General features: G+C 62.7%; 11 protein-coding genes and 1 riboswitch. Of the genes, 1 reads left to right on the top strand and 10 read right to left on the bottom strand.

From position 1 onward, the window contains the following. Positions 1-64: 64 nt before the first annotated feature. Both alaS and ltaE read right to left on the bottom strand, forming a co-directional pair. Positions 65-2689, bottom strand: a complete 2625-nt coding sequence (gene alaS / locus PVZ78_RS09515) for an alanine--tRNA ligase (protein WP_273828605.1) — start codon at positions 2687-2689, stop codon at positions 65-67. A 146-nt stretch (positions 2690-2835) separates the two neighbouring features. Continuing rightward, positions 2836-3840 carry a low-specificity L-threonine aldolase gene (ltaE, locus tag PVZ78_RS09510; RefSeq protein WP_038576718.1) on the bottom strand — a complete coding sequence of 335 codons (1005 nt, stop codon included), beginning with the start codon at positions 3838-3840 and terminating at the stop codon, positions 2836-2838. Between the two features lie 211 nt (positions 3841-4051). After that, positions 4052-4223, top strand: a riboswitch (FMN riboswitch). A 122-nt stretch (positions 4224-4345) separates the two neighbouring features. Here ltaE and PVZ78_RS09505 point away from each other — a divergent pair. Further along, the gene (locus PVZ78_RS09505; RefSeq protein WP_007921563.1) at positions 4346-4852 is read left to right on the top strand and encodes a 6,7-dimethyl-8-ribityllumazine synthase; all 507 of its coding nucleotides are present in this window, start codon (positions 4346-4348) and stop codon (positions 4850-4852) included. A gap of 179 nt (positions 4853-5031) precedes the next feature. On the opposite strand, the gene astE is transcribed toward PVZ78_RS09505, so the two are convergent. The 8 genes from astE to argR form a co-directional block, all read right to left on the bottom strand. Then, on the bottom strand, positions 5032-6042 hold the full coding sequence (gene astE / locus PVZ78_RS09500; RefSeq protein WP_009050321.1) for a succinylglutamate desuccinylase: 1011 nt from the start codon (positions 6040-6042) through the stop codon (positions 5032-5034). Positions 6043-6055: 13 nt separating this feature from the next. Beyond that, on the bottom strand, positions 6056-6343 hold the full coding sequence (locus PVZ78_RS09495) for a hypothetical protein (protein ID WP_007921560.1): 288 nt from the start codon (positions 6341-6343) through the stop codon (positions 6056-6058). Positions 6344-6407: 64 nt separating this feature from the next. Further along, complete coding sequence (astB, locus tag PVZ78_RS09490) at positions 6408-7754, bottom strand: N-succinylarginine dihydrolase (RefSeq protein ID WP_273828604.1); 1347 nt, start codon at positions 7752-7754, stop codon at positions 6408-6410. 203 nt (positions 7755-7957) lie between these two features. Next, entirely contained in the window at positions 7958-9427 is a 1470-nt protein-coding gene (gene astD, locus PVZ78_RS09485) for a succinylglutamate-semialdehyde dehydrogenase (RefSeq protein ID WP_164485535.1), read from the bottom strand. Continuing rightward, the gene (astA, locus tag PVZ78_RS09480) at positions 9424-10449 is read right to left on the bottom strand and encodes an arginine N-succinyltransferase (protein ID WP_007921553.1); all 1026 of its coding nucleotides are present in this window, start codon (positions 10447-10449) and stop codon (positions 9424-9426) included. The genes astD and astA overlap by 4 nt, the downstream gene beginning before the upstream one ends. A 54-nt stretch (positions 10450-10503) precedes the next feature. Continuing rightward, the gene (aruF, locus tag PVZ78_RS09475) at positions 10504-11523 is read right to left on the bottom strand and encodes an arginine/ornithine succinyltransferase subunit alpha (RefSeq protein ID WP_007921551.1); all 1020 of its coding nucleotides are present in this window, start codon (positions 11521-11523) and stop codon (positions 10504-10506) included. 133 nt (positions 11524-11656) lie between these two features. Further along, entirely contained in the window at positions 11657-12877 is a 1221-nt protein-coding gene (locus tag PVZ78_RS09470; RefSeq protein WP_009050325.1) for an aspartate aminotransferase family protein, read from the bottom strand. Between the two features lie 326 nt (positions 12878-13203). Further along, positions 13204-14184 carry a transcriptional regulator ArgR gene (gene argR, locus PVZ78_RS09465; RefSeq protein WP_009045160.1) on the bottom strand — a complete coding sequence of 327 codons (981 nt, stop codon included), beginning with the start codon at positions 14182-14184 and terminating at the stop codon, positions 13204-13206. Between the last annotated feature and the right edge of the window lie 32 nt (positions 14185-14216).

The raw sequence follows: 14216 nt of genomic DNA, 5'->3' as shown, positions 1-14216 counted from the left end.
CATTAATCAATCAAACTGCGCAGCTCCAAAGCCCGCCACTAGACGACGGGCTCGGCTTGGAACCTTAAATCCCCTGCTCGACAAACGGAACGGTCAGGGCCAGCGCGGCATCCAGCGCAGCGGCATCGACACCACCGCCCTGCGCCATGTCCGGACGACCACCGCCCTTCCCGCCCACTGCCGCAGCAGCTTGCTTCATCAAATCACCGGCTTTGAGTTGGCCAGTCAGGTCCTTGGTTACGCCCGCAACCAGTACGACCTTTTCCTCATGGACACTGCCGAGCAGGATCACTGCGCGACCGAGTTTGTTTTTCAACTGATCGACCAGCGCCAACAGCGCCTTGCCGTCCTGACCGTCCAGGCGCGCCGCCAGCACTTTCGCGCCTTTGACATCCAGCGCCTGCGCCGACAGGTCGTCGCCAGCGGCACTGGCCGCCTTGGCCTGCAGCTGCTCGAGTTGTTTCTCCAGCAGGCGATTGCGCTCCAGCACGGCCGACAGCTTGTCGATCAGGTTGTCACGGCTGCCCTTGACCAGGGTCGCCGCTTCCTTGAGTTGCTCTTCCGCAGCGTTCAGGTACGCCAGTGCCGCAGCACCGGTGACTGCTTCGATACGACGTACGCCCGAGGCCACGCCGCCTTCGCTGATGATTTTCAGCAGGCCGATATCGCCGGTACGGTTGGCGTGGATACCGCCACACAGTTCAACGGAGAAGTCGCCGCCCATGCTCAGTACACGCACGCTGTCGCCGTACTTCTCGCCGAACAGCGCCATGGCGCCCTTCTGCTTGGCGGTGTCGATATCGGTTTCTTCGGTTTCCACCGCGGTGTTCTTGCGAATCTCGGCGTTGACGATGTCTTCCAGGGCCTTGATCTGCTCAGGCTTGATCGCTTCGAAATGGCTGAAGTCGAAACGCAGGCGCTGACTGTCGACCAGCGAGCCCTTCTGCTGCACATGCTCGCCCAATACCTGGCGCAGAGCGGCGTGCAGCAGGTGGGTAGCCGAGTGATTCAGCGAAGTGGCGTGACGCACTTCGGCATCGACCTGGGTTTGCACCGGAGCACCAACGGTCAGGCTGCCGCTGGCCAATACGCCGTGATGCAGGAAAGCACCGCCGGTCTTGGTGGTATCGCGCACGTCGAAACGCGCGCTGCCCGCTTGCAGGTAACCGCAGTCGCCGATCTGGCCGCCCGATTCAGCGTAGAAAGGCGTCTGGTCGAGAACAACGACGCCCTCTTCACCTTCGCTCAGCACGTCGACCGATTGTCCTTCCTTATAAAGAGCCACCACCTTGGCCGCACCGCTGGTGGCGTGATAACCGGTGAACTCGGTAGCCACATCGACCTTGACCAGGCTGTTGTAGTCCATGCCAAAGGAGCTTGCGGAACGAGCACGCACACGCTGGGCTTCCATCTCGCGCTCGAAACCTTCCTCGTCGAGAGTCAGCTCGCGCTCACGGGCGATGTCGCCGGTCAGATCCATCGGGAAACCGTAGGTATCGTAGAGTTTGAACACCACGTCGCCCGGCACCACAGAGCCTTTGAGTTCGGCCAGGTCCTGCTCGAGGATTTTCAGGCCCTGCTCCAGGGTCTTGGCGAACTGCTCTTCTTCGGCTTTCAGCACGCGCTCGATATGCGCCTGCTGGGATTTCAGTTCCGGGAAGGCTTCGCCCATTTCGGCGACCAACGCGGCCACGATTTGATAGAAGAAGCTGCCCTTGGCGCCCAGCTTGTTGCCGTGACGGCAAGCGCGGCGAATGATGCGACGCAGGACATAACCGCGACCTTCGTTGGAAGGCAGCACGCCGTCGGCGATCAGGAAGCCGCAGGAACGGATGTGATCGGCCACGACTTTCAGCGACGCCTGGGCGTCGTTGGTGCAACCGATGGCCTTGGCCGCCGCGTTCAGCAGGCTCTGGAACAGATCGATTTCATAGTTCGAGTGAACGTGCTGCAGGACCGCACTGATCCGCTCCAGGCCCATGCCGGTGTCCACCGACGGCGCTGGCAACGGATGCAACACGCCATCGGCGGTGCGGTTGAACTGCATGAAGACGTTGTTCCAGATCTCGATGTAACGGTCACCGTCCTCTTCCGGCGAGCCCGGTGGGCCGCCCCAGATATCGGCGCCGTGATCGTAGAAAATCTCGGTGCAAGGACCGCACGGGCCGGTATCGCCCATGGTCCAGAAGTTGTCGGAAGCGTATGGCGCGCCCTTGTTGTCGCCGATACGGACCATGCGCTCGGCCGGAACCCCGACTTCCTTGGTCCAGATGTCATAGGCCTCGTCATCGGTGGCGTAGACAGTGACCCAGAGCTTTTCTTTCGGCAGGTTCAGCCACTTGTCGGACGTCAGGAAAGTCCAGGCGAAGGTGATGGCGTCACGCTTGAAGTAATCGCCGAAGCTGAAGTTGCCCAGCATTTCGAAGAACGTGTGGTGGCGGGCGGTGTAACCGACGTTTTCCAGGTCGTTGTGCTTGCCGCCGGCGCGTACGCATTTCTGGCTGCTTACGGCGCGGGTATAGGCGCGCTTTTCCTGGCCCAGGAAGCAGTCCTTGAACTGGTTCATCCCCGCGTTGGTGAACAGCAGGGTTGGGTCGTTGCCCGGAATCAAAGAGCTGGAGGCTACACGGGTGTGGCCTTGCTCTTCGAAGAAGCGAAGGAAGGCTTCACGGATTTCTGCGCTTTTCATTAGGTTCTTCCACGGAGACTGCGGCCAAAGGCCTGTGCGAAACGTCATCAGACGAAACGACGGCAAAGGGCCGCATTATATCGGCCCTGAGCTTGGGGTACAGCGTGTTTATACGATAGAGACGGTCAATTGGACGGCTAACACTGTCAGTTGCGGGAAAAATCGATAAAAGTCCCGACGACTTGCTCGATTTGTGCACGACTGACGTCCATATGGGTGACCATCCGCAGCCGTGACGCGGCGCTCAGCCTGATCCCGCGCTCGCCGGCGAAGGCCTTGAGGGCCTCTGCCCTGTCACCCATCGCCACATAGACCATGTTGGTCTGCACCGGCTCGACCTCATAGCCCGCCTCACGCAGCCCCTCGGCCAGCAACCGGGCATTGGCATGGTCGTCGGCCAGGCGCGCTACATGCTGATCGAGCGCATACAGGCCCGCCGCGGCCAGGATCCCGGCCTGGCGCATGCCGCCCCCGACCATCTTGCGCAGGCGTCGGGCCTTGCCGATCAGCTCCGCCGAACCGCACAGCACCGAGCCCACCGGGGCGCCCAGGCCCTTGGACAGGCACACCGAGACCGAGTCGAAGTGTTGGGTAATCTCCCGCGCATCGACGCCCAGCTTAACCGCCGCGTTGTACAAGCGCGCGCCGTCCAGGTGCAGGGCCAGGCCATGCTCACGGGTAAAGGCCCGGGCCTGCGCCAGATAGCTCAACGGCAGCACCTTGCCCTGCATGGTGTTTTCCAGCGCCAGCAGGCGGGTACGGGCAAAGTGGAAATCGTCCGGCTTGATCGCCGCGGCGACCTGGGCCAGGTCCAGCGAGCCGTCGGCCTGGACTTCCAACGGCTGGGGCTGGATCGAGCCCAGCACCGCCGCCCCACCGCCCTCGTACTTATAGGTATGCGCCTGCTGGCCGACGATGTATTCGTCGCCACGCCCACAATGGGCCATCAAGCCCAGCAGGTTGCTCATGGTACCGGTCGGCACGAACAACGCCTCGGCGAACCCGAGGCGCTGCGCCAGTTCGGCCTCCAGGCGGTTGACCGTCGGATCTTCGCCGTAGACATCATCGCCCGTGGCCGCCGTGGCCATTGCCTCCAGCATGCCCGCCGTGGGTTGGGTAACGGTGTCACTGCGAAGATCGATAACGCTCATGAATCAGGCCTCGGCAAGGGGACGCGGACGTCGCTGCGGATAAGGAAATTCTTTCGAACTGAATTACTACGGGCACAACCGCGATTTATCAAGGCCCGCCCAGGAAAAGCCCATCGTTGGAGATGAAAAACCGATGTTTATCATCCAAAAGCTGCAATGCACTGCCGAAAAATATGTGTTACAAACTCACCGCCGCCGCAAAGCCCGGTGGCAACGTTCTCAGGGCGGGGTGTAATTCCCCACCGGCGGTAATTGCGCGCAATGCGCATAGCCCGCGAGCGCTTGGCGACAGGTACCGCTTCGGCGGCGAATGACGGCAAGGTCAGCAGACCCGGTGTGATCCCGGGGCCGACGGTCATAGTCCGGATGAAGAGAGAACGGGATTGGTGCCAAAGGGCCGTCCACAGACCTGCGCGCGACTGCTTGTGCGCCTGGCCGGTACGTACCCTTAAATCCCTTTCGATTCATAACGCCCTGTTTTTCACACAAACAGGAGTCAGAACAGATGCAACCCACCGCAATCGATAGCAAAAGCAAACAGCATCACGGTGAACGCGTGGCGTTTATCCAGGCCTGCTGGCACAAGGAAATCGTCGACCAGAGCCGCAAAGGTTTCGTCAGCGAAATGCTCGCCCAGGGTTATCAGGAAAGCGATATCGACTTCTTCGAAGTCGGCGGCGCCTTTGAAATTCCACTGCACGCCAAGCTGCTGGCCAAGTCCGGCCGGTATGCCGGCATCGTCGCCGCGGGCCTGGTGGTGGACGGCGGTATCTACCGCCATGAGTTCGTCGCCCAGTCGGTGATCAGCGGCCTGATGCAGGTCCAGCTGGAAACCGAAGTGCCGGTATTCTCGGTGGTCTTGACCCCGCACCACTTCCACGCCGGCGAAGAACATCAGAAATTCTTCTTCGAGCATTTCGTGCACAAGGGCCAGGAAGCGGCGAAGACCTGCGCCGACACCCTGCACAAGACTCGCGCCCTGCGTCGTCCTGAGCAGCGGGTAGCGGTGTAAGCGTCAGACGCTGAAAGCAAAAATCGCGAGCCAGTTCGTTCCTACAGGGATCGAGCTGGCTCGCGATGTTTTTTGTGGCCGCTGCCGCAGGCTGCGATAAGGCCCGCAGGGCCTTCTAATTAACCTCAAAGGCGGCGCCCGCTACGCGGTCGATCGCAGCCTTCGGCAGCAGCTACAGCTCAGGCCAGGCCGTCAGCCGTGGTCGGCACGATCAGGATTCCGGCACGCAGACCGTTCTTCACCTTGGGGTTGGGGAAAATGATCCGCGCGCCCTCCTCCTCGACTATCCAGCGGGTCTGGGCGATATCGTCGGCCAACAGGTAACCCACTTCCAGTTCGGAGAAGTTCTCGATATCCGCCGGCAGGTGCAGGTGGAAGGTATCGCTGTGCTTGATGATTTCCCGAGCGACGCTGAACAGCTGCAAGCCATCCAGCTTCTCCTCCGCCATGGGCGGTTCGCGGCCTTCGATGATCTGCTTCAGGCGGGTTTCCAGACGCTCGACATTCACCCCCTGGTTCTGCCCGAACGGCCGGGCCTTGCCCAGTTCCAGGGTGAAAGACTCGGCGTCCAGCTTGTCGTAGGTATAGGAGCTGAACACGATGGACGGCTTGTTCTGCAGCAGCACCGCCTCCATGCCCGCGGCCCGCAGGCGCGCCAGTTCCCGGCGCGAGTGCTGGCGACCTTCCTTCCACGGGTACAGGGCGAACTGCTCGATCTTCGAACCGCGGATCGCCGTGTGCAGGTCGTAGTGCAGGCGGGTACGGTCCGGCAGGCTGAAGAAACTCGCCGCCAGGCGCTCCAGCTCACAGGCGCGCAAAGCCTCGTTACCACTGCTTTGTTCGTGACGGCCGTTGAACAGCCGGTTGATGTCCTGCTCGATGAAGCGTTCGCCGTGGCGCATGGCTTCGGGGTTGCCGAACAGGAACAGAATGCGTGCGCACGGCTTGAGGTCGCCGCGAGCGATGTCATGCAACAGACGGTCGAGCAACTCGATCGGTGCCGTCTCGTTGCCGTGGATGCCGGCGGACAGCAGCAGGTCCATGCCATTGTCCCGCGCCTGGGGTGGCCGGACTTCCAGCGCACCTTCGCTCAGCCAGCGCATCCGCACGCCGTCGACAGTCAGTTGAGTCTTCTCCGCCGGTTCACGACCGGCGAGGGTCAGTTCAAGCAGTTTGCCGAGGGCGAGCATAGAACGTTATTCCTTAATGGTCGTGCTGGCAGTCAGGGCCATGCACGTGATCGTCGTCACCAGCGTCGGCCGGCTCCATTTCCAGTTGCAGACTTACCAGATTAGTCGCCAATGGACGCAGCAGCAGGTTGGCATACTCTTCGTCGCCTTCCTCGACGTCCACGCCGATCAGCAGCTGGCCGCGGCCGTCCTGCTGGATCCACAGTTCCTTGCCTTGCCACATCACGGCAACGCGGGTGCAGGAAGTTTCCAGTTGAGTGCCGTCGGTGTCTTCAAGGATCAGCTGCAGGGTATCGCTCATTTATTACGCTCTCATCTGGAGGTAAAGCGGCGCGCCTGGATCAGCGGAAACAGGCGCGGGCTTTTTAATTGATCTGGAATGGATAAACCGCGCCCAGTTTAAGGATTTGCGTCAGTTCATCCAGTGCCGTCCGGCACTCAAGCAGCAATTGCGGGTCCGCCAGATCGTTTTCGCTCAGGCGGTCGCGGTAGTGCTTGTCGACCCACTGGGTCAGCGTGCCGTACAACGGCGCGGTCATGATAACCCCTGGGTTGACCGCCGCCAGCTCGGTTTGATTGAGCGCGACCCGAAGCCGCAGGCACGCCGGGCCACCGCCGTTCTGCATGCTCTGCTTGAGGTCGAAGACTTTCACCTCACGGACCAGGCCGCCGGAGCTGGTCAGGCCTTGCAGGTACTGCCAGACGCGCTCGTTGCCGCGGCACTCTTCCGGCACGATCAGCAGCATCGAGCCATCGGCGCGGGACAGCAGCTGGCTGTTGAACAGGTAGGAGCGCACCGCGTCTTCCACCGTGACCTGCGAGCGCGGCACGCAGATCGACTGGAAGTTGCCGCCGCGCTTGCCCAGCTTGGCCTGCAGCTCGGCAAGCATCTTGTCGGTCCCGAGGAACGCGTCCTCGTGGTAGAACAGCACTTCGCCGTTACCCACCGCGATCACATCGTTATGGAATACGCCCTGGTCGATCACCGACGGGTTCTGCTGGGCATACACCACCCCGTCGTCGCTCAGGCCGTGCAGCCGGGCGACGGCCTGCGAGGCTTCCAGGGTCTGGCGCGCCGGGTACTTCTGCGGTGCCGGGTAGCGGGTATCGAAGGCACTGCGACCGAAGACGAAGAACTCGACACCGGCCTGGCCATAGTCGCGGCAGAAACGGGTGTGGTTGGCCGCGCCTTCATCGCCGAACTGCGCCACCGCCGGCAACGCCGCGTGATGGGCGAAGTGCTGCGGGTCGGCGAACATCGCCCCCAATACACGACTGGTGGTCGGATGCTCGATGCTGCGGTGATATTTGCAGTTCAGGTTGGCGGTGGTGAAATGCACCCGGCCGTCAGCGGTGTCGGCGCTCGGGCTGACCGTGGCGGCGTTGGCCACCCACATGCTCGACGCCGAGCAACTGGCGACCAGCAGCGGCATCGCATCCTTGGCGGCGCGTTCGATGACCTGCGCATCGCTGCCGGAAAACCCCAGGCGACGCAGGGCGGCCACGTCCGGGCGTTCCTGTGGTGCCAGCACGCCTTGCTGGAAACCCATTTCCATCAGCGCTTTCATTTTCGCCAGGCCCTGCAGCGCAGCTTCCTTGGGGTTGGAAGACTGCTGGCTGTTGCTCTGGGACGCGACGTTGCCGTAGGACAGGCCGCCGTAGTTATGGGTAGGCCCCACTAGACCGTCGAAATTGACTTCATAGGATTTCATCAGCGAGGCTCCACGAGAATCTGTTGTTATAGGCATCGGTATCAGTACATGTCTTGAGGCCGTCGGCGCCCGCTTCGCAGGCGATCGCAGCCTGCGGCAGCGGCTACAGGGTTACCACAACCACCGACGCCCCGCCGCTCTCTGTAGCCGCTTTGCAGGCTGCGAAGGTCGCAGGACCTTCCAGCAATCTGCAGCGCAACCCATCACACCAGGCGTACACCCGGCGTCAGCGCGCTCGGCAAGGTCAGGCTTGCGGTTTCCAGCGACGCCACCGGATACGCGCAGTAATCCGCGGCGTAATAGGCACTGGCGCGATGGTTGCCCGAGGCGCCCACGCCGCCGAACGGCGCGCTGCTCGCGGCACCGGTCAGTTGCTTGTTCCAGTTGACGATGCCGGCCCGGCTTTCCAGCCAGAACTGCTGGTAACGCGCCTCGGAATCCGACAGCAGGCCTGCTGCCAGACCGTATTGGGTGTCGTTGGCCTCGGCGATCGCCGCTTCGAAATCGGCGTAGCGAATCACTTGCAGCAAGGGGCCGAACAACTCTTCGTCCGGGCGTTCAGCCACGGCGGTCACGTCGAGAATGCCCGGGGTCAGCAGTGCGGCCTGATCCTGCGGCTGGGTCATTTCCAGCAACGCCACAGCGCCATTGGCCAACAGGTTTTCCTGGGCCTGCATCAACGCGCGGGCAGCGCCGAGGGAAATCACCGAGCCCATGAACGGCGCCGGCTGCTGGTCGAAGGCACCGACCTCGATGGTCGAGCTGACCGCTACCAGGCGCTCCAGCAACTGGTCGCCCCAGGCGCCTTGCGGCACCAGCAGACGGCGCGCGCAGGTGCAACGCTGGCCGGCGGAAATGAAGGCCGACTGGATGATGGTGTAGACCGCCGCGTCCAGGTCCGCGACCTGATCCACCACCAGCGGGTTGTTACCACCCATCTCCAGCGCGAGGATCTTGTCCGGACGGCCGGCGAACTGTTGGTGCAGGTGATTGCCGGTGCGGCTGGAGCCGGTGAAGAACAGACCATCGATACCCGGGTTGGCGGCCAGGGCGATGCCGGTTTCCCGCGCGCCTTGCAGCAGGTTCAACACACCCGCCGGCAGGCCGGCTTCGATCCAGCATTTGACCGTCAGCTCGGCGACTTTCGGGGTCAGCTCGCTGGGCTTGAACAGCACGCTGTTACCCGCCAGCAGGGCAGGAACGATATGACCGTTAGGCAGATGGCCGGGGAAGTTGTAGGGGCCGAACACCGCCACCACACCGTGGGGCTTGTGCCGCAGTACCGCGGTGGCGTCGCCCAGTGGGCCACTCTTCTCGCCGGTACGCTCACGGTAGCTCTGCACCGAGATCGCGATTTTGTTGACCATGCTGGTCACTTCGGTGGCGGCTTCCCACAGCGGCTTGCCGGTTTCCTCACCGATGCAGCGGGCCAGTTCGTCGGCATGGCTTTTCAGGCTGGCGGCAAAGGCTTCCAGCACGGCGATCCGCTCGTCCAGCGAACGCCTGGCCCAGGCCGGGAATGCCTGGCGCGCGGCCTGCACCGCACTTTCAACCTGGGCGACAGTGGCACCGTTGCCCGACCACAGCACTTGCTGGGTCACCGGATTCAACGATTCAAAGGCTTCGCCCTGGCCTGGCAGCCACTGGCCTGCAATGTACAGCGTGTTCATTATTTCGACTCCCGGGAAGCAGACAGCGCAACGGCACGAACCTGATCGCCCGCGTTGAGTTGCAGGCGTTTGGCGGTCAGCGCATCAACCACCAGGGTGCCCGACGCAAAGCGCGCAGGTGCGGCGGTGATCCGGCAGTCCTCGCGCTTGCGGTTGTGAATCAGGAAAGGCGTGGCGTCGTCGCCCGGCGTGCCGATGGCCAGCACCAGCGCCTGGCTGTCGCGCACCGCGCGGATCTTGGCGGTTTCGCACTCCACTGCCGGGCCGGCGTCGAAGATGTCGACGTAACCCTGGTAGCTGAAGCCCTCGCTCTTGAGCATCGCCAGCGCCGGCTCGGTATCGGTGTGCACCTTGCCGATCACGTTGCGCGCGCCCTCGGAGAGGAAGCAGGTGTACAGCGGGAACTTCGGCATCAGCTCGGCGATGAACGCCTTGTTGCCCACGCCGGTCAGGTAGTCGGCCTGGCTGAATTCCATCTTGAAAAAGTGCCGGCCCAGGCTTTCCCAGAATGGCGAGCGCCCGGCTTCATCGGACATGCCGCGCATCTCGGCGATGATCTTGTTGCCGAACAGCTGCGGGAATTCGGCGATGAACAGCATGCGCGCCTTGGCCAGCATGCGGCCGTTGAGGCCGGTGCGGTAATCGGCGTGCAGGAACAGCGAACACAACTCGGAATTGCCGGTCAGGTCGTTGGCCAGGAACAGCGTCGGAATCTCGCGGTAGATGTTCAGCTCCTGGGAGGCGCTGACGGTCAGGCCGACCCGGAAGTTGTACCAGGGCTCGCGCAGGCCGACCGCGCCGGCAATCGCGGAAATCCCCACCACGCGGCCGTTGTCGTCCTCGAGCACGAACAGGTAATCCGCATCGCCCCGCTCGGCTTCGCCACGGAAGGTCTTTTCCGCCCAGCCCACGCGGTGTTTCAGACGCTCTTCGTTGGCCGGCAAGGTGGTAAGGCCGGTGCCGGTGCTGCGGGCCAGGTCGATCAGAGCGGGTAAGTCGCTGCTGCGTACGGGACGAACGATCATGCTATCTCCTCAGACGGGCGCCGCTGACGGCCCCCGCGAAACTCGCTTAAGGCGTTAAACCGCCACCAGGCGCACGCTGGCACCTTCGCCGACGCCCAGGGCTTCGGCCGCTTGCAGATCCAGGGTCACCGGTTTGCCCGGCGCGTAATCCAGCTCCAGCATCACCGCGCGGTAATCCTGCAACTGCGCATTGGCGACCAGGTACTGGCGTCCGCCGCCCTTGGCGACCTCACCGATCTTCACCGGCACCACGCGGCTCTGGGCGATCGAACGAATCCCCGAGACCCGGGCGTGCAGGGTCGGGCCACCGTCGAAGATGTCGATGTAATGATCGGTCTCGAAGCCTTCGCGCATCAGGATGTCGAAGGTGATCTGCGCCCGCGGATGCACCTGGCCCATGGCTTCCTGCGCGGCATCCGGCAGCAGCGGCACATAGATCGGGTAATGCGGCATCAGCTCGGCGAGGAAGGTACGGCTTTTCAGCCCGCACAGACGCTCGGCGGCGGCGTAGTTGAGGTCGAAGAAGTTACGGCCGATGGCGTCCCAGAACGGCGAGTCGCCGTTCTCGTCGCTGTAGCCGACGATCTCGGTCACCACCGAATCGGCGAACCGCTCCGGGTGGCTGGCGACGAACAGCAGGCGACCGCGGGAATTGAGTTCCGACCATGGCGACCCCACCAGTTCCGGGACCACATAGAAGCTGGTCAGCAGGCTGTTGCCGGTCAGGTCATGGCACTGGGAAAGCACGTGGATCTTGTTGTGGATCTTCAGCTCGCGGGAGGCATGCACGAAGGTCTCGTTACGGAAGCTGTAGAACGGCTCGGAGTAACCGGCCGAAGCAACGATGGCCGAGCAACCGACCAGCTTGCCGGTTTCGGTGTCCTCGAGGACGAAGAAGTAGCTCTCCTCGCCATTGAAGCTCACCTCGGCGGCGAACGAAGCCTCGCTTGCCGCGATCTTGTCGCTCAGGCGTTCCACGTCATCCGGCAAGGAAGTGACACCAATCGGGCTGTCCGCAGCCAGACGCTGTACCTCGCCCAGATCAGCCATTTGCGCGGGGCGCATCACCAGCATGGTGTCACTCCTTACTCGAAACAGGCCGGCCAGGAGGCCGACTCAGGGAAAAAAATGCCGGGACAGCCCGGCACCGAAAATGGGGCTCGACGCTGGCCCTGAAGACAAGCGCCGAGGAGTACCGCGGCCCGAATCAGGCCTGGGTCAGCTTGGCTACCGCGCGCTCGAAGCGCTGCAGGCCTTCTTCGATGTCCGCCTCTTCGACCACCAGGCTCGGGGCGAAACGCACCACGTCCGGACCGGCCTGGAGGATCATCAGGTTTTCTTTTTCAGCGGCGTTGAACACGTCCTTGGCCTTGCCTTTCCAGGCATCGCTGAGCACGCAACCGAGCAGCAGGCCCAGGCCACGCACTTCGGTGAACAGGCCGTACTTCTCGCCGATCTGCTGCAGACGGGTCTTGAAGCGATCGTGCTTGGCCTTCACACCGTTCAACACTTCGGGCGTATTGATCACGTCGATCACCGCGCCGGCCACCGCGCATGCCAGCGGGTTGCCACCGTAGGTGGTGCCGTGGGTACCGACCACCAGGTGCTTGGCCAGCGCTTCGGTGGTCAGCATCGCGGCGATCGGGAAACCGCCGCCCAGGCTCTTGGCGCTGGTCAGGATGTCCGGGGTCACGCCGTAGTGCATATAGGCGAACAGCTCGCCGCTGCGGCCCATGCCGGTCTGCACTTCGTCGAACACCAGCAGCGCGTTGTGCGCGTCGCACAGCTCGCGGGCGCCTTGCAGGTAAGCCTTCTCGGCTGGCAACACACCGCCTTCGCCCTGGATCGGCTCCAGTACCACCGCGCAGGTCTTGTCCGAAATCGCCGCTTTCAATGCCGCCAGATCGTTGTAGGGAACGTGGGTGATACCGGTGATTTTAGGACCGAAGCCGTCGGAGTACTTCGACTGGCCACCCACGTTCACGGTGAACAGGGTGCGACCGTGGAAGCTGTTGAGGGCCGCGATGATTTCGTATTTTTCCGCGCCAAAACGGTCGAAAGCGACACGACGGGCCAGCTTGAAGGCGGCCTCGTTGGCTTCGGCGCCGGAGTTGCAGAAGAACGCGCGCTCGGCAAAGGTGGCGTCGACCAGCTTGTGGGCCAGGCGCAGGGCCGGCTCGTTGGTGAAGACGTTGGATACATGCCACAACTTGTTGGCTTGCTCGGTCAGAGCAGCGACCAGCGCCGGATGGGCGTGGCCCAGTACGTTGACCGCGATCCCGCCGGCAAAGTCGATCAGCTCTCGGCCCGACTGATCCCAGACTCGGGAACCCGCGCCACGCACAGGAATGAAAGCTGCAGGTGCATAGTTGGGAACCATGACCTGATCGAAATCGGCGCGTTGCACCGGAGCTTGCTCAACGGACATCGGAGTCTCCTGAAGAGGAACGCCTGCCTGAAACTGGCGAGCGATGGGGGGATTGTAAGGACAGTTTTCTGCCCGGCCTTGTCGCCAAGCGACAACTTCTTATAGCGCCAACCCCGGTTTTACGCGGGTTTACGGCAATGCGACAAATAGCGTCGCAAAGGCGCAGTTTAAACTGCTGGAGGCTTTAACGGCAGGATTGTCCAACGATTTGCGCCTGGCGTGACGACGCCATCGCGAGCAAGCTTCGCTCCAACACGGAACGCATTCTTGTGTAGGAGCGAAGCTTGCTCGCGATAAAAATCTGACAGGCAAAACGAAGAGGCGGATCAACCGCGCTCGGAAGGCACCGAAGACAGCTCGAACGGACTACTGCTGCGACGCTGGTTGCGGTCTTCCCGCGGTGTGGCGCCGAAGAAGTTGCGGTAGGCGCTGGAGAAGTGTGGCCCCGAGGAGAAACCGCAGGACAGGCCGATCTGGATGATCGACTTGCTGGTCTGCATCAGCATCTGCCGCGCCTTGTTCAGGCGCAGCTCCAGGTAATACTGGCTCGGCACGCGATTGAGGTATTGCTTGAAGATCCGCTCCAGCTGCCGACGCGAGACGCACACATGCTGGGCGATCTCGTCGGTGGTCAGCGGCTCCTCGATATTGGCTTCCATCAGCAGTACCGCCTGGGTCAGCTTCGGGTGGCTGGAACCCAGGCGGTTCTGCAACGGAATGCGCTGGCGCTCGCCACCTTCGCGGATACGCTCGACCACCAGCTCTTCCGAGACCGCGCCGGCCAATTCCGCGCCGTGGTCACGGGCCAGCACCGCCAGCAACAGATCCAGCACCGACATTCCGCCACAGGCTGTCAGGCGATCGCGATCCCAATCGAACAGATGACTGGTGGCGATGACCTTGGGGAAGCGCTCGGCAAAATCGTCCTGCCAGCGCCAGTGCACCGCAGCCCGATAACCGTCGAGCAACCCCAGCTGCGCCAAGGGATACACACCGGCAGACAAACCACCAATCACACAGCCGGCGCGCACCAGTTGCTTGAGCGCACTGCTCAGGGCCGGCGCCAGAGTGGCAGGTGGCTCATCGGCCAGCAGGAACAGTTTCTGGCAGCCTTCGAGCTTGCCCGACCAAGGTTCGCCCGGCAGTTGCCAGGCGCCGTCGGCCGGCGCCTCAGCCTGCAGGAAGGCCAGTTCGTAGACCACTTCCGGATGCACGCGCTGAGCGACACGCAAGGCCTCCTCGGCCAGCGCCAGCGTCAAGGCTTTAGTGCTGGGCCAAATCAGGAAACCAATTCGATGGGCAGTCATGGCGGGCAATCCGAAACGAAAACAGTGTTAGA

The sequence above is a fragment of the Pseudomonas sp. SBT1-2 genome, assembly GCF_028640875.1.
Taxonomy (GTDB): Bacteria; Pseudomonadota; Gammaproteobacteria; order Pseudomonadales; family Pseudomonadaceae; genus Aquipseudomonas; species Aquipseudomonas chlororaphis_I.
The sequence above is the reverse complement of the archived record's forward strand: the minus strand, read 5'-3'. Positions and strand labels throughout refer to the sequence as shown.